Raw genomic sequence first — 20,356 nt, 5'->3', positions numbered from 1 at the left:
ATGGAAACTTTTAGCCTGGGCGTCGTCCTCTTTACCCTAATCGTTCTTGGTCTGGTCGCCATCATCATGGCCGCCCGATCGCGTCTGGTGTCGACCGGGAACGTAAATATTACCATCAACGGTGAGAAGACAGTTTCGGTGCCCGCAGGCGGTAAGTTGCTGCAAACACTGGCGGCTGAAAAACTGTTTGTTCCGTCTGCGTGCGGTGGCGGTGGAACTTGCGCGCAGTGCCGGGTGAGGGTGCATTCTGGCGGCGGCTCGATCCTGCCGACCGAGGAAAGCCATATTACCAAGCGTGAGGCTGCTTGCGGTGACCGTCTGTCCTGTCAAGTTGCGGTCAAGCAAGACATGGAGATCGAAGTCCCCGAAGAGGTTTTCGGCGTCAAGAAATGGGAATGCACGGTCCGTTCGAACGAGAACGTGGCGACCTTCATCAAAGCGCTGACGCTGGATCTGCCCGAAGGTGAAGATGTGAACTTCCGTGCCGGTGGCTACATCCAGATCGAGGCACCCGCGCACGCACTAAAATACACCGATTTCGATGTGGAAGAGGAATACCGCGAGGATTGGGATCGCTTCAATCTGTGGCAGTATGAATCTGTCGTCGCCGAACCCATCGAACGCGCCTACTCAATGGCCAACTACCCGGATGAAAAAGGCATGATCATGCTGAACGTCCGTGTAGCTTCGCCGCCTCCGGGGTCGGAAGGTATACCGCCGGGTCAGATGTCGTCTTACATCTTCAACTTGAAGCCAGGCGATAAGGTCACGATTTCGGGCCCGTTTGGTGAGTTTTTTGCCCGCGAGACCGAGAAGGAAATGGTTTTCATTGGCGGTGGTGCCGGCATGGCGCCTATGCGCAGCCATATCTTCGACCAGCTCAAGCGTCTTGAGAACCGCAACCGCAAGATCAGCTTCTGGTACGGTGCGCGCTCGAAGAAAGAGATGTTCTTTGTCGAGGATTTCGACACTCTGGCCAAGGAGTTTGACAATTTCGAATGGCACGTCGCTCTGTCAGACGCTCAGCCCGAGGATGACTGGAAAGGCTATACTGGCTTCATCCACAACGTTCTGTTCGAAGAATACCTCAAGAACCACCCCGCACCTGAGGATTGCGAGTTCTACATGTGTGGCCCGCCAATCATGAACCAGTCGGTCATCAACATGCTACTGGATTTGGGCGTGGACCGCGAAGACATCATGCTGGATGATTTCGGCGGGTAAGAAACGAAAAACCGGCGCTTCTGGCGCCGGTTTTTTTAAAGCCGCAGGTCGCTGGCCTCTTTGGGCAGGCACGATTTTACATCGAAAAGCACCGACTGTTCTTTGCCATAGGACCGGATTTGTACTGGGTCGAGTGCTTTGAATTCCTGATGGGCCACCGCAAGAACCACGCCATCATAGGTTCCGGGCTGCGGGTCTTCGATCAAAGAAATCCCATATTCGTCCTGCGCTGCCTGACTGTCGGCGTGAGGATCGTGGACGTCGACTGTGATCCCGTAATCTTTTAGCTCGTCTATGATATCGACAACCCGCGTATTGCGCAGGTCAGGGCAGTTTTCCTTGAAAGTCAGCCCCATGACCAACACCCGCGCCGCGGCTACGTTTATCCCATCACGCATCATCCGCTTGACCAATTGCGAGACGACATATTCACCCATACTGTCATTCAGCCGTCGACCAGCCAGAATGATTTGAGGGTGATGTCCCACCGCCTCGGCCTTATGGGTCAGATAGTAGGGGTCCACACCTATGCAATGACCACCGACCAGCCCGGGGCGGAAGGGTAAAAAGTTCCATTTCGTGCCAGCTGCGCGCAGAACGGCCTCGGTGTCGATGTCCATCCTTCCGAAGATCATCGCCAACTCGTTCACCAGAGCGATGTTGAGATCGCGCTGGGTGTTTTCGATAACTTTGGCCGCCTCGGCCACCTTAATGCTTTCGGCCTTGTGGGTCCCGGCGCTGATAATCCGCGCGTAAAGACCATCAACAACCTCAGCCACTTCCGGGGTTGAGCCCGAGGTCACCTTGCAGATATCCGCAATCCGATGGGTCTTGTCGCCCGGATTGATCCGCTCCGGGCTGTAACCTGCGAAAAAATCCGTGTTAAACGTCAGCCCCGAGATGCGTTCTAAAACCGGTACGCAATCTTCCTCGGTTGCACCGGGATAGACAGTCGATTCATAGATCACCAAGTCACCGGGTTTCAACAATCCGCCAACCGTCTCAGATGCGCTGAGCAGTGGCGACAGATCAGGCTGTTTTCCAGCGGTGATCGGGGTGGGCACGGTCACAATATAGGTGTCGCAGGAGGCCAGATCGCTCAGATCGGTTGTGAAAATCAGCCCAGACGCCGCCACCAGTTCTTCGGGCTCGACTTCTTGCGTAGTATCTTGGCCTGCGCGCAAGGCATCAATCCGGGCAGGGTTAATATCGTAGCCCACGACTGGGCCAATCTTGCTGAAGGCCACCGCAAGGGGCAGGCCCACATAACCCAAACCGATTACGGCAATACGGCGCGCGTTCGGGTTGGTTTCAAACATTACAAGCCCTCGGGCAATAACCAACAGCGCGGCCCGGATTCGAGCGCTGGAGCTTTATTTTAACGAACCCGCTTGGTTTTGCGGTGTCTGTCAACAGAACCCGTTTCATTCATCCCTCGACCTTGACGCAGCTTTTGACGCATCAGGGATACTGTCGCCGGGCCAAGGTCAAGGAGATTTTCCGCGAAACCGGTCAGCCGACGATCATCTGCTTCATGCGCAGCGCTTCGTATTCCAGCTCCTTCAGGCGGAAATGCACGACGTCACCGATTGTGATCACGCCGCACAGGTTGCCGTCCCGCAGAACCGGCATATGGCGAAAGCGGCCTTCGGTCATGGTTTTCAGTACGTCATTCAGCAGATCATCAGGTGAACAAGTCTTAACCTCGCGCGTCATCAGATCCTCAACCGATTGAGGCAGGGTTTGGCCGGGCGTATCTGCCATGCGCCGCACGATGTCACGTTCGGACAGGATGCCCTGTAGACTGCCATTCTGGTCGGTCACAAGCACCGCGCCTATCCGCTTTTCCTTTAGCGTATTGACCACCGAATGGATCGTTTCATTCGGTCGCACCGAAAACACCGCATCCCCTTTACCCTCGAGCAATTTTGACACGGTAGTCTGGGAATGCGACAGGTTTGACTCTGCCGACTGGCTGTAAGTTGTCTTGTCAGCCTTATCACCGCGCGTCGGGGACTGGTAAGAGGTTGGGGCCATGGGCAATCTCCTTCATGGTTATTGCAAAGTCTTTCCCTTTCACCTTAGCGCAGCTAAACGACCTGTATAGGGTGCAATTGCGCTGATGGGCAAAATCCCACGCCCGTGAAGAAAGCTTAAGCCTTTGACCGATCTGTATCTTACCCCGCCTGTCGCCGCCTTGATTTTCTTTGTGGTCGTAGTGTGCGGTCATAACTTTCGAATGGCTTGGAAGCAGCAGCCGCCGGGTTGGCAGAAACGTGCGTGGCTTTTTGGGATACCTGCCGCGATTGGCCTTCTGGTGTTGGGCTTCACACCGCTCAAACTGTGATGCCGGTTTGACTCTGGCTGAGGTGGCTGGCATATGCCGGGCACTGATTTCCAGGAGACCCCAATGCGTCTTGTGCCTGTTCTGGCTTTCGCCACACTTCTATCCGGCTGCCTGTTCGATAAGGAACCCGAAGTGGTACGCTTGTCGGGCGAAACGATGGGAACGACGTTCAACATCACTGCGATTGGTGAGGATCTGGACGAGGACGCCTTGGCCAGCGCGGTCCAGGAAACCTTGGCCGATGTTAACGCCAAGATGTCGAACTGGGACCCGAATTCCGAGGTCTCGACCTTTTCCGCCGCCACCAGCACCGACCCCATGTCCGTATCCGCCGAATTCGCACAGGTGATGACGGCAGCGAATGAGGTCCATGAGGAATCCGGCGGTATCTTCGACGTCACACTAGGCCCACTGATCGAGCTATGGGGCTTTGGCCCGCGCACACCGGAAGATCCGGTGCCCTCAGATGCCGAGATTGAGGCCGCGCTGAGCGGTGTCGGCCAAAACCGCTTGCTGAACTTGGATGTCGAGGCGGGCACGCTGGCAAAATCTGCGCCCGGCGTGGGCATCAACCTGTCGGCCATCGCCAAGGGCTATGGCATCGACGCCGTGGCCGAGACGCTGCGTGAGGCGGGGATCGAAGACTATCTGGTTGAGATCGGCGGCGATCTGGTCACCAAGGGTCAGAATGACAAAGGCGAAACCTGGCGCATCGGCATCGAAAAACCGCAGGCCGGTGCACAGACCCCGCAACTGATCGTATCGGTGGGCGATCTGGGCATGGCCAGCTCGGGTGATTACAAGAATTTCTTCGAACAGGACGGTGTACGGTATTCGCATATCATCGACCCGACTACGGGTCGTCCGATCACGCACCGCACCACCTCGGTCACCGTTCTGGCCGAAAACGCGATGATGGCGGATGCCTGGGCCACCGCGATGCTGGCTTTGGGGCAGGATAAGGGCCTTGAGCTGGCCGAAAAGCATGAACTTGCCGTGTATTTCATCTCGCGGGATGTGACAGGTGGCGAAGATGCCTATATCACTGTACATAGCTCCGCATTCAAAGACGCGATTGGCACCAACTAACCGGTAGGACCCACGATGAGCACCTTTATTCTGGCTTTCATTCTGCTGACCCTCGTTGTGGTGGGCATGTCGTTGGGCGTGATGCTGATGGGCAAGACCATCAAGGGCAGCTGCGGTGGCCTGAATGCGATCTCGGGTGCGGACAAATGTGTGGTCTGTAAAAAGGACGTCGATCCCAACAGCCCATTGCGTGACCAGTTGCAATGCAAACGCGCCAAGAAGATGCTGGATCAGATGGAGCGTCAGGCTGAAGCATAGATTGCGCTTCGCTGAAGGCCGGTAATTGGCTAACAAGGTCCCTGACCATAGGGGGGCAACACGTTGGCCAAGGCCAAAAACATCCTGTTCATCATGTTCGACCAGCTCCGCTGGGACTACCTGAGCTGTTACGGTCACCCGCATCTGAACACTCCGAATATTGACCGTCTTGCCGCGCGGGGCATTAGGTTCAATCGCGCCTACATCCAATCCCCGATCTGCGGCAGTTCGCGCATGTCCACCTATACCGGGCGTTACGTGCATTCGCATGGGGCGTCATGGAACGGCATTCCCCTCAAGGTGGGCGAAATGACCATGGGCGACCATCTGCGCAAGGCCGGGATGGATTGCTGGCTGGTCGGGAAAACCCATATGCGGGCCGATGCCGAAGGCATGGCGCGGCTGGGGCTTGAACCTGACAGTCTGATCGGTGCCCGCGTGGCGGAGTGTGGTTTTGACGTATTCGAACGCGATGACGGTATGCGCCCTGAAGGTCCCGATGGGTTTTATGATCCTGATGGGTCTAAGAAATATAACACTTACCTGACGGACAAAGGGTACGAGAGCGACAACCCCTGGCACGACTTTGCGAATTCCGGGCTGGATGATGATGGCAATGTTTTGTCCGGTTGGTTCCTGAAGAACTCATCCGAGGCGGCAAATATTGCCGAAGAGGATAGCGAAACCCCATATCTGACCGGGCGCGGCATTGAGTTCATGGAAAAACATGACGGCCCCTGGTGCTGCCATCTGAGTTTTATCAAACCGCACTGGCCTTACATCGTTCCCGAACCCTATGCCTCGATGTACGGCCCCGAGCATGTGCTGCCTGTGGTGCGGTCCGAGGCCGAACGTGTGAATGCGCATCCGGTGCTGCGCGCGTTCATGGACACGAAAATCGGGCAGACATTCTCGCGTCAGGACGTGCGTGAAGCGGTGATCCCAGCCTATATGGGCCTGATCAAACAGGCCGATGACCAGATGGGCCGCCTGTTCGACTGGATGGAGAAAACCGGTCGGATGGGGGACACGCTGATCGTGCTGACCTCGGACCACGGCGATTTTCTGGGCGATCACTGGATGGGAGAGAAGACATTCTTTCACGACGCCTCGACCAAGGTGCCTCTGATCATCTACGACCCGTCCCCCGAGGCCGACGCGACACGCGGTACGGTCAGTGACGCGTTGGTCGAATCCATCGACCTCGCCCCGACGTTTGTGGAGGTGGCAGGGGGTGAGGTAGCCTCACATATCCTCGAAGGGCACTCTCTGATGCCGATTCTGCATGGACAGGCAACTGAAACGCCTCGCGATGTGGTGATCTGCGAGTACGATTACTCTGCCTCACCGATTGCCGATGCGCTGAATGCATCGGTCCGCGACGCGGTGATGTTCATGGTCGCCGACAAGAGGTGGAAACTGATCCATTGCGAAGGTGGTCATCGGCCCATTCTGTTTGATCTCGAGAGCGACCCGGATGAACTGACCGATTTGGGCAATAGCGCTGATCATGCCGAGGTTATCGCGGAAATGTACGACCACCTCTTTGCCTGGACCCGCCGCCCGTCACAGCGAACTACGCGGTCGGAACAGCAGTTGATTAAAATGCGGACCAAAAGCAGGGGCAGGGGAGTCGTTGTCGGCGTCTACGATGAAAACGATATGCCATTGGACCTGACGGTCAAGTATCGAGGGCGCAAGGCCCGGCCCTTTGCTGAATATCTTGGCAAGGGCAGACCACCCCAGCATTAATTCTACCCGTTGCAGGCTAAAAGGCGGTTCACCCGCCGAAGCTCAGTCGATAAAAGACCGCCCAAGAGCAGAAACCCGGAGAGCCTAACATGACCGCCCCCAAACCAGTTGTCCTGTGCATTCTTGATGGTTGGGGCCTGTCCGAGGACACCACGGCCAACGCGCCCTATCTGGCCGATACACCGACCTTCGATGCAATCATGGCCAACGGCCCGCACGCGACTCTGATCACGCATGGGCCGGATGTGGGCCTACCGAGTGGTCAGATGGGGAATTCCGAGGTCGGCCACACCAATATCGGCGCAGGCCGGGTTGTGGCGATGGATCTGGGTCAGATTGATCTGTCGATCGAAGACGGATCGTTTTTTGACAACGAAGCCCTGCAGGCATTCATTGCCAAGGTGAAAGCCTCGGGTGGCACCGCGCATCTGATGGGCTTGGTGTCAGATGGCGGGGTGCATGGGCACCTGAACCACATCGTCGCTGCGACCAAAGCGATCACAGATGCCGGTGTTCCCGTTGCGCTGCACGCAATCACGGATGGGCGGGACGTCGCCCCGAAATCGGCCTTTACCTACATCGCCGAGCTTGAAGATCGCCTGCCCAAAGGTGCGCGCATCGTCACCGTCTGCGGGCGTTATTTTGCGATGGACCGCGACAACCGCTGGGAGCGCGTCAGTGAAGCCTATGAGGCGATGATCAAAGGCAACGGTCGCGCGGCCGCAACGGCCCATGGTGCAGTTGACCACGCCTATAACCAGTCTGAAACCGATGAGTTCATCGTGCCAACAGTTTTGCATGGCTTTGGTGGGGTCAAGGATGGCGACGGATTCTTTTGTCTCAATTTCCGCGCCGACCGTGCGCGTGAAATTCTGCGCGCGATTGGCGAGCCAGAATTCGTCGATTTCGATACCGGAACCCGTCCGAAATTGGCTGCTCTGCTGGGCATGGTCGAATATTCGGACGGCCACAACGCCTATATGAACATTGTCTTCCCCAAGCGGGACATCGTGAACACTCTGGGCGAATGGGTCGCAAAACAGGGTCTGCGTCAGTTCCGTCTGGCTGAAACCGAGAAATATCCCCATGTGACCTTCTTCCTCAACGGCGGCAAGGAAACACCGGAAAAGGGCGAAGATCGGTACATGCCGAAGTCGCCCAAAGTGGCAACCTATGACTTGCAGCCTGAGATGTCGTCGGCGGAGGTGACCGAGAAATTCGTCGAGGCGATCGAGGCAGGCTATGACCTGATTGTCACTAACTATGCCAACCCGGACATGGTGGGCCATACGGGTGATTTGAAAGCCGCAATCAAGGCATGTGAAGCTGTGGATCTGGGGTTGGCACAAGCCGTCGCTGCGCTTGAAAAGGCAGGCGGCGCAATGATCGTCACCGCCGACCATGGCAATTGCGAGATGATGGTGGACCCCGAAACCGGCGGACCGCATACCGCGCATACAATTAATCCGGTGCCTGTGGCACTGGTAGGCGGGCCAAAAGGTGCCAAGCTGCGTGACGGACGCCTGTCCGATCTGGCACCAACCCTGTTGCAGCTGATGGGCCTGGAGCAACCACCCGAAATGACCGGGCAGAGCCTGCTGTCATGACCCTGCGCGCGCTTCTGTTGGCGTTGCTGATGGCAACGCCGGCCTACGCCCAGACCGATCCGTCAACGGCGGCTCTGAATGCGGCGCGCATGCTGGAAGACGCGTCAATCGCACTGACCGAGGCCGATAGCGCCCGCGACCGGGTTCGTGCGCTGACCGAAACCATTCAGGCTTATGAGGCCGGTTTGACCGCCATGCGCGATGGGTTGCGTCGTGCAGCAACGCGCGAGGCGCAATTGACCGCGGAACTGCGCACGCGTGAAAAGGAAATTGCGCAGCTGCTGGGCGTGTTGCAAACCATCGAAACAACGGCTCCTCCGGTTTTGATTTTACACCCATCGGGTCCATTAGGTTCTGCCCGTGCGGGGATGATGCTGTCCGAGGTCACGCCGGGCCTGAACGCCCGCGCGCAAGCACTTGCGCACGATCTGCAAGAGGTACAGACCCTGCGGCAGCTACAGCAAAGTGCCTCGGAAACTCTTACCGAGGGCTTAACGGGTGTCCAAACCGCCCGCACCGAACTGAGCACTGCTATCGCTGACCGCACCGACCTACCGCAACGCTTTGTCGAAGATCCGATCCGCACGGCGATTTTGATCTCGTCTACGGAAACGCTGGAAGGGTTTGCCAGCGGCCTGTCAGAAATTTCGGAAGGGGAAATTGCGGAGACCAGGGCCGATATTTCTGACCGAAAAGGCCAAATTCCTTTGCCAGCACAGGGCGTCTTGCTGCACGGGGCCGGTGACTCAGACGCGGCAGGGGTAAAACGTCCCGGCGTTGTGCTGGGCACACGACCCCGCGCAATTGTAACATCACCGACAGCCGCCACGATACGTTATCGTGGGCCTCTGTTGGATTTGGGGAATCTGGTGATCCTCGAGCCTCAACCGGGTCTTTTGTTCGTGTTTTCGGGCCTGCAAGAGGTTTACGGCGAAACCGGACAGGTGATCCCCGAGGGCACTCCGGTCGGTCTGATGCCCGGTGAAACCCCCGAAATCGGCGCTATTTTGTCAACAAGCGGTGATGGCACTGGAACTGACCGGTCAGAAACGCTCTATATAGAGGTAAGACAGGATAACAGCCCCGTGGACCCGGAATCATGGTTCCGGACCAGCAAGGATGGATGAACACGTATGAAGAAATTTGTGATGGCCGGTCTGGCCGGAACCGTGGCGGGTATACTCGCAACTACTCAGATCGCCGGCCCTTTGCTGGCGCAAGAGGCTGAGAACAAGGCGAGTGTTTATGAGCAATTGGATCTGTTCGGCGACATTTTCGAACGCATCCGCTCGCAATATGTCGAAGAGGTCGAGCCCGAAGAACTGATCGAAGCTGCGATTGACGGCATGCTGACGTCGCTGGACCCACATTCCAGTTATTTGTCGCCGGACGACGCAGAACAGATGCGCGTACAGACCCGTGGCGAATTCGGCGGATTGGGTATCGAGGTGACTCAGGAAGACGGTTTTGTGAAAGTTGTCTCGCCGATCGACGACACCCCGGCGGATGAGGCCGGGATCGAAGCGGGGGATTTCATCACGCATGTCGATGGCGAAAGCATTCTGGGCCTGACGCTGGATAAGGCGGTCGATCTGATGCGCGGCCCGGTTGGGTCAGAGATCGTGATCACCGTCGTGCGCGAAGGTGAAACGGACCCGTTCGACGTCACAATCATCCGCGACACGATCAAGCTGACTGCGGTCCGCGCCCGCACCGAAGGCACTAGTGTTGTGCTGCGTGTGACTACATTTAACGATCAGACCTTCCCCAACTTACAAGAAGGGCTGAATGAGCAGATCGAAGAGGCCGGTGGTATCGAAAAGGTCAACGGCTTTGTTCTGGATTTGCGCAACAACCCCGGCGGTCTGTTGACGCAGGCGATCAAGGTCTCGGATGCGTTTCTGAACGAAGGTGAAATCGTTTCTACCCGTGGCCGCGATCCGGGTGAAGGTGAGCGGTTCAACGCTACTCCTGGCGATCTGGCCGAAGGCAAGCCAATTGTGGTTCTGATCAACGGCGGCTCGGCATCGGCGTCGGAGATTGTTGCCGGCGCGCTGCAGGACCATCGCCGCGCCATTGTTGTCGGCACCAAGAGCTTCGGAAAAGGCTCGGTTCAGACAGTCATGCCGTTGCGCGGGGACGGGGCCATGCGCCTGACCACGTCGCGTTATTACACGCCATCAGGCCGCTCAATCCAAGCGCTTGGCGTTAGCCCTGACATCATCGTCGAACAACCGCGTCCAACACCGGAGGCGGAGGAAGAAGACGCGAACCGTCCCACCCGCTCCGAGGCTGACCTGCGTGGCAGTTTGAACAATGACAGCCTCAGCGAAGACGAAATCCGTCAGATCGAGGAAGACCGTGCCCGCGCCGAAGCCACAGCAGAACTGCGGGAAGAGGATTACCAACTGGCCTACGCCATCGACATCCTCAAAGGTTTGTCGGCCTTTAACCCGAACGGGCCATCGCAGTAAAACGAAAAGGCCGCCTGAACAGGCGGCCTTTTTCTTTGGAAAGGTCAGCTTTCGACTTTGTGCAGCTTTTCCTCGTCCAGCAGAATCGCAAGCAGAACCCCGATCGAGACAGATATAGTCGCAAAGATGAACGCCATGTTCATTCCTGTGTCAAAGGCCTCAGCGATGGCTGTTTTGACCTTTTCTGCCTCTGGTGTTGATAGTTTTTCCATGACGGCCTGAGCCGAGGATGTTGTCAAAGTTCCTCCGTTGATGGCCCTTTGATCAGCGTCAGACAAATCAATTCCGGCAGTGGTCAGGCGCTCGCCCAAGTCGCGCAGGCTGGATAGATACATAATTGCCGTCGCGCAGGCCACTGATATGGCGCCGTAAACAAGGTGGGTCATGAAACTCAGGCCGCCGACCAATCCCGCGCGTTCCGGTTTTACCGCGCAAACGGCCGCGGTTCCGGATGGCCCGACCGTCAATGTAGCCCCTAACCCGATCATCGCCATGCCGGGCAGGATCTGGAAATAACCCAACCCGTCCGGCATTACGACAACGCTGGCCGCCCCGACGGTGGCACAGAGATACCCCCATAGCAAAAGCCGCTTGGGGCCGAAATCGTTGTATAACCTACCCGAGAGAATGGACCCAACAGCCAGTAAGGTCGTCAATGGGGCGAGGCCAAAGGCAGACTGCAGGGTGGACCAACCCAGAACCTTCTGCATGTACTGGGGAAAATACATCAACCCGACAAAAACAGCTGATACGTTGAACATATTCAGCCCTAGCGTGATGCAGAATTCTCGGTTCGCCATCATCTGCGGCAGCAGCAGTGGTTCCTTGACCCGTTTCTCGACCAGCGGAAACAGAACGAACAGCGCCGCGCTGACAAGGAATAACATTAGCAAAGGGGGCGACGTCCAGCCCCAGTCCGCGCCCACATCCAACCCGTAGAGCAGCAGCAGGACGGCGAACGACAGCACGCCCATACCCGCAACGTCGATGTGTTCCCCTTGTTTGTGCTGGGTTTCACGCTGCATCAACAGCAGCGCCGTGACCATCGAGATGGTAGAAAACACGACGTTTGCGAGGAAAAATAAACGCCAATCCCCAAGACTGACTGCTGCGCCACTGATCAAAGGGCCAATGACGTTGCCGCAGGTCACCCCAGCAAGGATCAGTCCCATGATCATGGCCCGATGTTCGGGCCGCGAGACTTTGGTCGCGCCAAAGGCCAGCGTGCAGGGCCAGACACATCCTGCACCGATCCCTTGTAAGGCGCGCGCGATGATCAGGAAATCCAGGCTGGGTGAAACGAAGCACATGATGGACGAGAACAGAAAAATCGACAGTCCGATCAGCATCATCTTGCGATGCCCGTACATATCGCCCAGACGCCCGCCAGCGACCATGGTCATGGCGAAGAACAGGGCATAAATATTCAGCACCCACTGAGTGCTAGTAATATCTGCGTCGAAACTGTTTTCGATTGCCGGAACAAGGATCAACGCGCCGGTAAAGTCTATTCCGATCCCGAAACCGGTCACCATCAAGGCAATGACTTTAACGATGCTGCTGCGGTCCATAGGCAGACCCGGGTTGCTGCGGATCGCTTAAGAATGCACGGAATTCCGACGAAAAGATAGAGACTTACCCTTGGGCGGGTCACCCTGCCGTTTTCTGCGCCCGTCTAAAGGCGCGTTTCAGCATTTCCAGTTCTGCGCGCAGCAACTCCACCTCGGCACGCAGGTCATCCGCTGCGGGCGTTCCCGCTATTATGGTAAAATCTCCAAGCCGCTCTGCCGTGTCTGTGTCAAAAATCACAAAGCAGTGCACTCCTTCGGACAAAGCCGACACCGGAACTGGGATGTCTATGGTCCACCCGTCCTCAGCCGGTGCAATACGCACGTCTTCCAGAATTTGACCAAGATGTTGCACCTCTACGTTTGGTTCGGACTTGGCTTGCAGGTGCCCCTGCCAAAGACCTTTTTCAAAGCGGATTGGCGTCAATGTTGGATGCGTCATGCCAGTGCTCTCACAAATCGGCGCGATGGTGGCGGCAGAAAGTCAGATCGCGCATCATAACGCGATTCAACTGTGGGTTTTCAAAGATCAGGTCCAGCCAGATCTTTTCAATGCGGGCCTCGTTCAAAGGCAAATGTGCCAGATCGAAGTCGATCGAGCTTGAATGAACCGTAAGATCCAGCTTGCGTAGAACTTGTTCGGTATTCGGCCCGTGCTGAATGTTGATCCGAGCAAAGACCTCCAAACGCTGTTCGGATTCAATCTGAGTGTCCACACGGACAAGGTGCTGTTTGGTCAGGCCCTGCGCCGCTTCGGGCGGCAGTTCCACGGACAAGGATAGAAATGTTCCGGCAAAGCCGAACACCTCAACCTTCAGGCCGTAAGGGGCCAAATCCTTGTCGTGCGCGTTTCGTGTTTGCCGCATCCCGATCTCAGAGAGTGGGCAGTCGTGGAACAGCGTTATCTGCCTGTCGATCTGGGCTTTGCGCGGAGCAGAGGCGACCCCCGGTTGCGACAAAGGCCCACGCCACAAGTCAGGGCGCCAACTCCAGTCTGTGCTGAGCGGTTTGGGAAATTGCGTGGACCCGATTCGAGGGTGGGCCAGACGGCTGTCGGCTTCGTGGATTAGCATGTTCAAATGCCTGCGCAGCTTGCGCGCCTCGTCACGCTGCTGTCGCAACTGCGGCTCAGGGGCATGGGCAGCACTGCGCAAAGCTTTCCGCCAGCGTTCGACGACCCGGCGGTGAATATAGCGATCCAGTAGTCTGCCCATGGCCCCATCGTTTAAGACTGTGCCCTTCTTTAGCCAAAGACGGGATCAAGTTTAAAGGTGATTTAACTGATTGAGAGATCAAATCTCCCGAGTTTGTGAAGATGATGGGGTATGGGCACCGTTGCTGCAATCTGTTAGACGCTGGCATTCTTGCAATCATCGGGGTCAGTGCGTACCGTCTGACATCTGACCGCAAGGGATTACCCAAAAACAATCCAAACGTTTTGAGGCAAGACCGGGGCATGGAACCCACTCTATTCGCATTCATCTGGAAATATTCTAAAAAACAACAGCTTGTGCTGCTGTTTCTGACAGTTCTTTCCTTTCCTTTTCTATATGCTTCGCTTGAGCTGCCCAAGCAGATCATCAACGGCGCGATCGGTGCGCCCAGTACTACTGTGACCGTGCTGGGGTTCACCGTGACGCAGGTGCAGTACCTGATGATCCTGTGTTTCGCATTTCTGGCCACCGTGATTGCCAGTGGCCTGATGAAAATGCGCATCAACACGATGAAGGGCGTTCTGGCCGAGCGTATGTTGCGCCGCCTGCGATTCACCCTGATCCACCGCACGATGCGGTTCCCGAAATCCTACTTTGCCACAACAAGCCAGGGCGAACTGGTTTCGATGATTACCTCCGAGGCAGAGCCAATGGGCGGACTGATGGGCGATGCCATTGCCCAACCGGTGTTCCAGTTCGGCCAGATGATGACCATCGTCACCTTTCTGTTCATGCAAAGCGTCTGGTTCGGCCTGGCCAGTATTGCGCTGATCCCACTACAGGCGTGGCTGATCCCAAAGCTGCAGCGCCAGATCAATCTGCTGAACAAGGAACGTATTCAGGAAGTTCGGAACCTCAGTTCCGAGATCGGAGAAAGTGCGGCGGGCATCAGCGATCTGCGCACCAACGGCGGCTGGCGGTATAGGCAGGCGCAGTTCAGCCATCGGTTGGGGCTCTTGTTTGAGATCCGGTTCAAGATCTACAACAAGAAATTCTTCATGAAGTTCCTCAATAATCTGATCACGCAGATTACGCCGTTCCTGTTCTATTCGGTCGGTGGCTATCTGGCGATCAAGGGTGAGGTAACGGTAGGTGCTTTGGTCGCCGCGCTTGGTGCTTACAAGGATCTGAGCGGCCCGTGGAAGGATTTGCTGACCTATTACAATCAGGTTCAGGACATGTCGCTGCGGTGGGAGGTGGTGACCGAAAGGTTCGCGCCGTCGAACATGATCCCCGAAGAGCTATTTGTGGGCGAACCCGAGGTGATCCCCCATCTGACCGGCGAGATCGAGCTGCGCAATGTGACTGTGCGTGACGATGATGGTAAAACCATTCTGGAAGACATCGACCTGACCATTCCCAAGGGCGCGCGGGTGGCGATCCAGTCCACCCATGCCGCAGAGCGCAACGCGCTGGCGCAAGTGCTGACCCGCGAGGTAATGCCAGTGCAGGGTGACGTGGTCATGGCGGGTCACAATCTGAAAGACCTTCATCAATCCGTGATTGCCGCCCGGATCGGCTATGCCTATTCGCGACCCTATCTTTTCAATGGCACTGTGGGCGACAATCTTATGATGCCGCTGCGCCCTCATCCGCAGCATCAGGCTGACGTGGCAAAGGCCCCCAGCCGTTGGCAGATCGAAGCCGCTCGATCCGGCAATCCGACGGACTCTTTGTCAGATGAATGGATCGACCCCGAATTGGCGGGGCTAGATGACGTTGAGGACATCCGGGACTGGTGGTTCCAGCTGGTCGAAGCGATGGGAACCGACGAGCTTTTGTTGCGCCGCACTCTGCGCACTCAGTTCGACCCGGCGCTACATCCTGATCTGGCGCGGGATGTGGTCAATCTGCGTGAAACGGTTATGCAGCGGCTGAAGGAGAATGGGCTGGATCGTCACGTCTACCGGTTTGATCCTGAGCGTTTCAACCCGACCGTGCCGCTTGGGGGAAACCTGCTTTATGCCACGCCATCACGGGACATCACGCCCGAATCTCTGGCCGACGACTGGCGCTTCAAAGACATGCTAAGCGCACACGATCTGGCCGAAGATGCGATGAACATGGCAAGCGACGTGGTCGAGACGCTGGATCAGGCGTTCGGGCGCGGTGGGACGGATCACCCGCTGTTTCTGCGCTTGGGTATGTCAAAGGACATGTTCCACCGCCTGCTGGATATCAAGGATCGGCGGAAAGCCAAAGATGGCAGCAATATCAGCGAGGCCGAACGCTCGCTGTTGCTGACGGTCCCATTTCTGCTGACGGCCGAGCAGATCGGCCCGGACTTCCCAGAGGAATACAAGGACAAAATCCTGTCTATTCGAAAAGAGCAGTCCGAGCGACTTCAGGGTGCTTTAAACGGCATGTTCATTCCTTTGTCTCCTGACAGCTATTTCCCACGACTCACCGTGATGGAGAATGCGCTTTATGGTCGGGTATCTATGACGGCGGGCGCGCATGCCGAAGAGATCGAGGACCTGGTGGCGCAAGCTATGAACGAGGCCGGCCTGCGTCGCCGGGCGGCGGCTACCTTGTTCGATCTTCAAACCGGGTTGGGCGGTAACAATCTGCCAACGGTGTTTCAGGAACGCGCCGCGTTTTCCCGTGCTGGCATCAAACGCCCTGACATCCTGGTTCTCGACAAAGCCTTGGCCAGCCACGATTCCGAAAGTCGTCTGCGTACGCGTTTGCGACTACGGGAGTTGCTGCCAAACTCGATCATGATCTTTATGGAGGATCACTTTGCCCACCCCGAAGCCTATGATCTGTTTGTAGAAATCAAGGATGGCCGAATTGACGGTGTCTCACGCACGCAAACTCGCCTCGAAGGCGGCGCTTCGGACGATCTAAGTACCAAGCTGGAAATCATTTCTTCTACCGAACTGTTTTCGGGCATTGACGCTCGTAACCAGCGGCTGCTTGCATTCTCGGCGCAATGGTATGAGGTCGCCGAAGGCCAGATGATCTTTGCCCACGGACAGACGCCCGATGCCGCCTATCTGTGCATCAAGGGACAAGCCAAACTGGATTGGCCGGATGAAGAGGGAAGAAAACGCACTATTTCGATAATCGAGCCCGGTCGGTTGATCGGTGACCTTTCGATCATCACCGGAGAGCTGCGCCAACTGGACCTTACTGCAATCACGGACTGCACTTTCCTGCGTATCGGTGCAGAAGAACTGCGCGCGGTAATCGAAAGCGATGCTTCGGTCGCAGTTCAACTGTTGCAGACTGTCGCCGGGTACCTGACCACCTTGTCCACAAGGATTAACGCGCTACAGAACCCATCCGATGTCTTCCCGGACCTACCCGAAACCATCGAAGGCGAAGGCGAAGGCGCTGGCAACAATGCATGACCACACTGTCTATTCCGCCCACGAGCAATTGGTGCGCGAGGCCCGTGCCCGCCCCGAACTGTGGCGTCTTGTTGTTGGACTGGTCATTGTCCTTGCTTTGTATATCGCACTGAATTCTGTGCTTTTTGCAATGATCGGCGGATTGGTCTCTCCGGCTCAGGCCCAAACTCTGATGCTGGGGACTTATCCGTTTGCCACGTTGCTATTGCTGATCAGTTTTGGGTTTCTGACGTTAGGCGTCGCCATCGCTGCGCGGCAATTGCAGCGGCGATCACTCGCGTCAATTCTTGGTCCACGCAGCCTGTGCCTGCGCCAATTCTGGCAGGTCCTGCGGGCCCTGTTAATATTAGGCTTGGTGATGGTAGCCCTTCCACCTTACGGCATGGGTGAACCTCTGACCAAGAACCTGGCCCTGTCAACGTGGCTGCTGTTGCTACCACTTTCAGCGATTGCCGTACTGATTCAGACCAGTGCCGAAGAAATTCTGTTTCGAGGCTATATCCAACAGTCTTTGGCCGCCAGATTTCGGTCACCGATAATCTGGATGGGTCTGCCGTCTGTTTTATTTGCTGCGGGTCACTATGCGCCGGGTATCACCGGCGAAAACGCCCTGTTGGTCGCCATCTGGTCTTGTGTGTTCGGACTTCTAGCCGCCGACCTCACCGCGCGTTCGGGGACGTTGGGACCCGCTATCGCCTTGCACTTCCTCAACAATACTGTGGCGTTGCTGTTCATCTCGTTGCCCGAAACTCTCAGCGGCCTTGCCTTATACCTGCTGCCCTATGACATGTCAGAAACGAGTTTGTTGCGGCAATGGCTGTTCGTGGATTTTGTCGTGATGTTGGTCTGCTGGTTAACTGCGCGTCTTGCACTTAGGCGCTGATTGCATTTCCTTCCGTAGCGTCTTATTTGACGTCAACGCCGCATAACAAGGTTCCGACATGAACTGGATCACAAACTACGTCCGCCCCCGGATCAACTCGATCTTCTCTCGCCGGGAAGTGCCTGAAAACCTTTGGCACAAATGTGACGAGTGCGGCACGATGCTGTTCCACCGCGAATTGGCTGAGAACCAGAACGTTTGTACCCAGTGCGGCCATCACATGGCCATCACCCCGCGTGAGCGTTTCCAGCACCTGTTTGACGGGGGTATTTTCACCGAAGTCGATGTTCCTGCTCCGACCGCTGACCCACTGCAATTCCGGGATCAAAAGAAATACCCGGACCGCATGAAATCGGCCCAGAAAAAGACCGGCGAAAAAGAGGCAATGCTGGTCGCTACAGGCGAGATCGGACGCACTCCGATTGTTGCCGCAGCGCAAGACTTTTCATTCATGGGCGGTTCCATGGGCATGTATGTCGGAAACGCGATCATTGCCGCCGCGCAAGAGGCGGTGAAGCTGAAACGCCCTCTGATCTTGTTCTCGGCTGCCGGCGGCGCAAGGATGCAGGAAGGCATCCTGAGCCTGATGCAGATGCCGCGTACGACCGTGGCGGTCGAAATGCTCAAAGAGGCGAACCTGCCATATATCGTTGTGCTCACACACCCCACCACCGGCGGTGTGACAGCATCATATGCGATGCTGGGCGACGTGCATATTTCAGAACCCAACGCGCTGATCTGCTTTGCCGGGCCGCGTGTAATCGAACAGACCATTCGTGAAAAACTGCCCGAAGGGTTCCAGCGCGCCGAATATCTGCTGGATCACGGAATGCTTGATCGCGTGACCAAACGGACCGAGATGCGGGACGAACTGATCACCATCACGCGCATGTTGATGAACCAACCTCCGGCGGTCAAAGGCGATTTGCCCGCCCCGGAACCTCAAGAGACCAAGACCGAAGCCCCGGTCGAGGACGCGGCGGAATAATGACCGTTCAGACATCTGACGTCATCCTGGACCGGATGATGGCGTTGCATCCCAAGATCATTGACCTGACCTTGGATCGAGTCTGGCGTTTGCTGGCGGCTCTGGACAACCCACAGAGCAAGCTGCCACCGGTGATCCACATTGCCGGGACTAACGGCAAAGGCTCGACCCAGGCGATGATCCGCGCCGGGATTGAGGGGGCAGGACTGTCGGCCCACGCCTATACCTCGCCCCATCTGGCGCGGTTTCACGAACGAATCCGTCTGGCTGGTGAACTGATTACCGAACCTGCGCTGACCGAGGTTCTGGATGAATGCTACGCCGCCAATGGGGGCGAAAACATCACCTATTTCGAGATCACCACCTGCGCGGCTTTGCTGGCCTTCGCCCGCGCCAAGGCGGATTTCACGCTGCTCGAGGTCGGTTTGGGTGGCCGTTTGGATGCAACGAACGTCATTCACGAACCTGCGGTGACGGTTATCACTCCGGTTTCCATCGACCACGAGCAGTTTCTGGGCAATACGCTTGGCAAAATCGCTGCCGAAAAGGCGGGGATAATAAAACCCGGCGTGCCGTGTATTGTCGGCCCGCAACAGGACGAAGCACTAGAGGTCATCGAATACACCGCCGCGCGTCTTGGCGCTCCGCTTCTTGTACATGGCCAGCACTGGCATGTGCACGAAGAAAACGGGCGTCTCGTTTATCAGGACGAAACCGGTCTGCGCGATTTGCCTTTGCCAAACTTGCTGGGGGCGCACCAGATCCAAAACGCGGGTGCCGCGCTGGCGGTGTTGCGTCACTTGAACATGGGCGACGAAGCCTATGAGGCTGCGGTGATGAATGCCGAATGGCCCGCGCGCATGCAACGCTTGAAAACCGGCCCTCTGGTCGAAGCCGCGCCACAGGCCGAGCTGTGGCTGGATGGCGGCCACAACACCGCTGCAGGCGTGGCATTGGCAGAGGTTTTATCGCGACTGCCGGAACGCCCGACACATATGATCTGCGGAATGCTCAACACCAAGGATGTGACCGGTTATCTGGCCCCGCTGGCCAAACAGGCCCAAAGCCTGACCGCCGTTTCTATTCCCGGTGAAGCCGCCACACTCAGCGCCGAGGACACCGCGGCAGCGGCTGCCAAGGTTGACCTGCCCGCATCAACGGCGGACAGCGTCGCTGATGCGCTGAGGTCTATCGTGGTGAAAGACCCGCAGGCGCGCATCCTGATCTGCGGCTCGCTCTACCTCGCGGGCAACATTCTACGCGAAAACGGCTGAACCGCCCACTGGCTTCACCTGGCCATAAATATCCGGGAGAGGCGCGCAAAACGTGGCTGGGGCACAGCCCTTAAACCGCTCGAAAGTTGCACTTTCGGTATTTGTCGAGAAGTGCTTACTTTTGATCGCAATCTCTTCAAAGAAATGCCCCACGCGAAGTGCAATAAATGCGCCAAGCCTGCGTTTTAGCTCGCTCAACAATTGTTGCATTGGTCCTCCAAACTAGCCATTCGAGGCGAGGTTGAATTTATGATCGTTGTGAACGAACAGACCCCAGACGGTCAGGCTGCAGTTTGATGTTATCTCACGTGCTCAGGTTGAA

The 20,356-nt window shown here is 56.8% G+C and carries 17 protein-coding genes; 11 read left to right on the top strand and 6 right to left on the bottom strand.

Going from position 1 to position 20,356, the window contains the following annotated elements; all coding sequences use genetic code 11:
• Window positions 1-1,224: an NADH:ubiquinone reductase (Na(+)-transporting) subunit F gene (nqrF, locus tag ACR0LN_RS14515; RefSeq protein WP_480430584.1), complete on the top strand. Its 1,224-nt coding sequence runs from the start codon at window positions 1-3 to the stop codon at window positions 1,222-1,224.
• Window positions 1,225-1,259: 35 nt separating this feature from the next.
• Here nqrF and tviB read toward each other — a convergent pair whose 3' ends face one another.
• Both tviB and ACR0LN_RS14505 read right to left on the bottom strand, forming a co-directional pair.
• Window positions 1,260-2,543 carry a Vi polysaccharide biosynthesis UDP-N-acetylglucosamine C-6 dehydrogenase TviB gene (gene tviB, locus ACR0LN_RS14510; RefSeq protein ID WP_480430582.1) on the bottom strand — a complete coding sequence of 428 codons (1,284 nt, stop codon included), beginning with the start codon at window positions 2,541-2,543 and terminating at the stop codon, window positions 1,260-1,262.
• Window positions 2,544-2,736: 193 nt separating this feature from the next.
• Window positions 2,737-3,261, bottom strand: a complete 525-nt coding sequence (locus tag ACR0LN_RS14505) for a CBS domain-containing protein (protein ID WP_480430579.1) — start codon at window positions 3,259-3,261, stop codon at window positions 2,737-2,739.
• 373 nt (window positions 3,262-3,634) lie between these two features.
• Here ACR0LN_RS14505 and ACR0LN_RS14500 point away from each other — a divergent pair, with 373 nt between their 5' ends.
• The 6 genes from ACR0LN_RS14500 (at window position 3,635) to ACR0LN_RS14475 (ending at window position 10,751) form a co-directional block, all read left to right on the top strand.
• Complete coding sequence (locus tag ACR0LN_RS14500; protein ID WP_480430578.1) at window positions 3,635-4,660, top strand: FAD:protein FMN transferase; 1,026 nt, start codon at window positions 3,635-3,637, stop codon at window positions 4,658-4,660.
• Between the two features lie 15 nt (window positions 4,661-4,675).
• A complete protein-coding gene (nqrM, locus tag ACR0LN_RS14495; RefSeq protein WP_480430576.1) occupies window positions 4,676-4,918 on the top strand; it encodes a (Na+)-NQR maturation NqrM in 243 nt (80 codons plus the stop codon).
• A 63-nt stretch (window positions 4,919-4,981) separates the two neighbouring features.
• Entirely contained in the window at window positions 4,982-6,670 is a 1,689-nt protein-coding gene (locus tag ACR0LN_RS14490) for a sulfatase-like hydrolase/transferase (protein ID WP_480430573.1), read from the top strand.
• Window positions 6,671-6,759: 89 nt separating this feature from the next.
• A complete protein-coding gene (gene gpmI, locus ACR0LN_RS14485; RefSeq protein WP_480430571.1) occupies window positions 6,760-8,277 on the top strand; it encodes a 2,3-bisphosphoglycerate-independent phosphoglycerate mutase in 1,518 nt (505 codons plus the stop codon).
• Window positions 8,274-9,404 carry a murein hydrolase activator EnvC family protein gene (locus ACR0LN_RS14480; RefSeq protein ID WP_480430570.1) on the top strand — a complete coding sequence of 377 codons (1,131 nt, stop codon included), beginning with the start codon at window positions 8,274-8,276 and terminating at the stop codon, window positions 9,402-9,404. The genes gpmI and ACR0LN_RS14480 overlap by 4 nt, the downstream gene beginning before the upstream one ends.
• A 6-nt stretch (window positions 9,405-9,410) precedes the next feature.
• A complete protein-coding gene (locus tag ACR0LN_RS14475; RefSeq protein WP_480430567.1) occupies window positions 9,411-10,751 on the top strand; it encodes a S41 family peptidase in 1,341 nt (446 codons plus the stop codon).
• A 44-nt stretch (window positions 10,752-10,795) separates the two neighbouring features.
• Here the strand turns inward: ACR0LN_RS14475 and ACR0LN_RS14470 are convergent, their stop codons facing one another.
• The 3 genes from ACR0LN_RS14470 to ACR0LN_RS14460 all read right to left on the bottom strand — a co-directional run bounded on the left by ACR0LN_RS14470 (window position 10,796) and on the right by ACR0LN_RS14460 (window position 13,533).
• Complete coding sequence (locus ACR0LN_RS14470; protein ID WP_480430566.1) at window positions 10,796-12,322, bottom strand: MFS transporter; 1,527 nt, start codon at window positions 12,320-12,322, stop codon at window positions 10,796-10,798.
• Between the two features lie 79 nt (window positions 12,323-12,401).
• The gene (locus ACR0LN_RS14465) at window positions 12,402-12,761 is read right to left on the bottom strand and encodes a hypothetical protein (RefSeq protein WP_480430564.1); all 360 of its coding nucleotides are present in this window, start codon (window positions 12,759-12,761) and stop codon (window positions 12,402-12,404) included.
• A 10-nt stretch (window positions 12,762-12,771) separates the two neighbouring features.
• Window positions 12,772-13,533: a DUF6478 family protein gene (locus ACR0LN_RS14460; RefSeq protein WP_480430562.1), complete on the bottom strand. Its 762-nt coding sequence runs from the start codon at window positions 13,531-13,533 to the stop codon at window positions 12,772-12,774.
• A 242-nt stretch (window positions 13,534-13,775) separates the two neighbouring features.
• Here ACR0LN_RS14460 and ACR0LN_RS14455 point away from each other — a divergent pair, with 242 nt between their 5' ends.
• Genes ACR0LN_RS14455 through ACR0LN_RS14440 form a run of 4 tightly spaced genes read left to right on the top strand, consistent with a single transcriptional unit; the run spans window position 13,776 to window position 20,034 of the window.
• Window positions 13,776-16,889 (top strand): ABC transporter transmembrane domain-containing protein, encoded by a 3,114-nt coding sequence (locus ACR0LN_RS14455; RefSeq protein ID WP_480430561.1) that lies wholly within the window; start codon window positions 13,776-13,778, stop codon window positions 16,887-16,889.
• Window positions 16,882-17,772, top strand: coding sequence for a CPBP family intramembrane glutamic endopeptidase (locus ACR0LN_RS14450; protein WP_480430559.1), 891 nt, complete (start codon window positions 16,882-16,884; stop codon window positions 17,770-17,772). The genes ACR0LN_RS14455 and ACR0LN_RS14450 overlap by 8 nt, the downstream gene beginning before the upstream one ends.
• A 58-nt stretch (window positions 17,773-17,830) precedes the next feature.
• Complete coding sequence (accD, locus tag ACR0LN_RS14445) at window positions 17,831-18,760, top strand: acetyl-CoA carboxylase, carboxyltransferase subunit beta (protein WP_480430558.1); 930 nt, start codon at window positions 17,831-17,833, stop codon at window positions 18,758-18,760.
• The gene (locus ACR0LN_RS14440; RefSeq protein ID WP_480430557.1) at window positions 18,760-20,034 is read left to right on the top strand and encodes a bifunctional folylpolyglutamate synthase/dihydrofolate synthase; all 1,275 of its coding nucleotides are present in this window, start codon (window positions 18,760-18,762) and stop codon (window positions 20,032-20,034) included. Before accD ends, ACR0LN_RS14440 begins: the two co-directional genes overlap by 1 nt.
• On the opposite strand, the gene ACR0LN_RS14435 is transcribed toward ACR0LN_RS14440, so the two are convergent.
• A complete protein-coding gene (locus tag ACR0LN_RS14435) occupies window positions 20,017-20,244 on the bottom strand; it encodes a hypothetical protein (RefSeq protein WP_480430556.1) in 228 nt (75 codons plus the stop codon). The two genes, ACR0LN_RS14440 and ACR0LN_RS14435, sit on opposite strands and share 18 nt — an antisense overlap.
• Window positions 20,245-20,356 lie beyond the last annotated feature (112 nt).

The organism is Ruegeria sp. AA6 (assembly GCF_056542865.1).
Note: the sequence above shows the minus strand (reverse complement) of the source record. Positions and strands in the feature narration are given on the sequence as shown.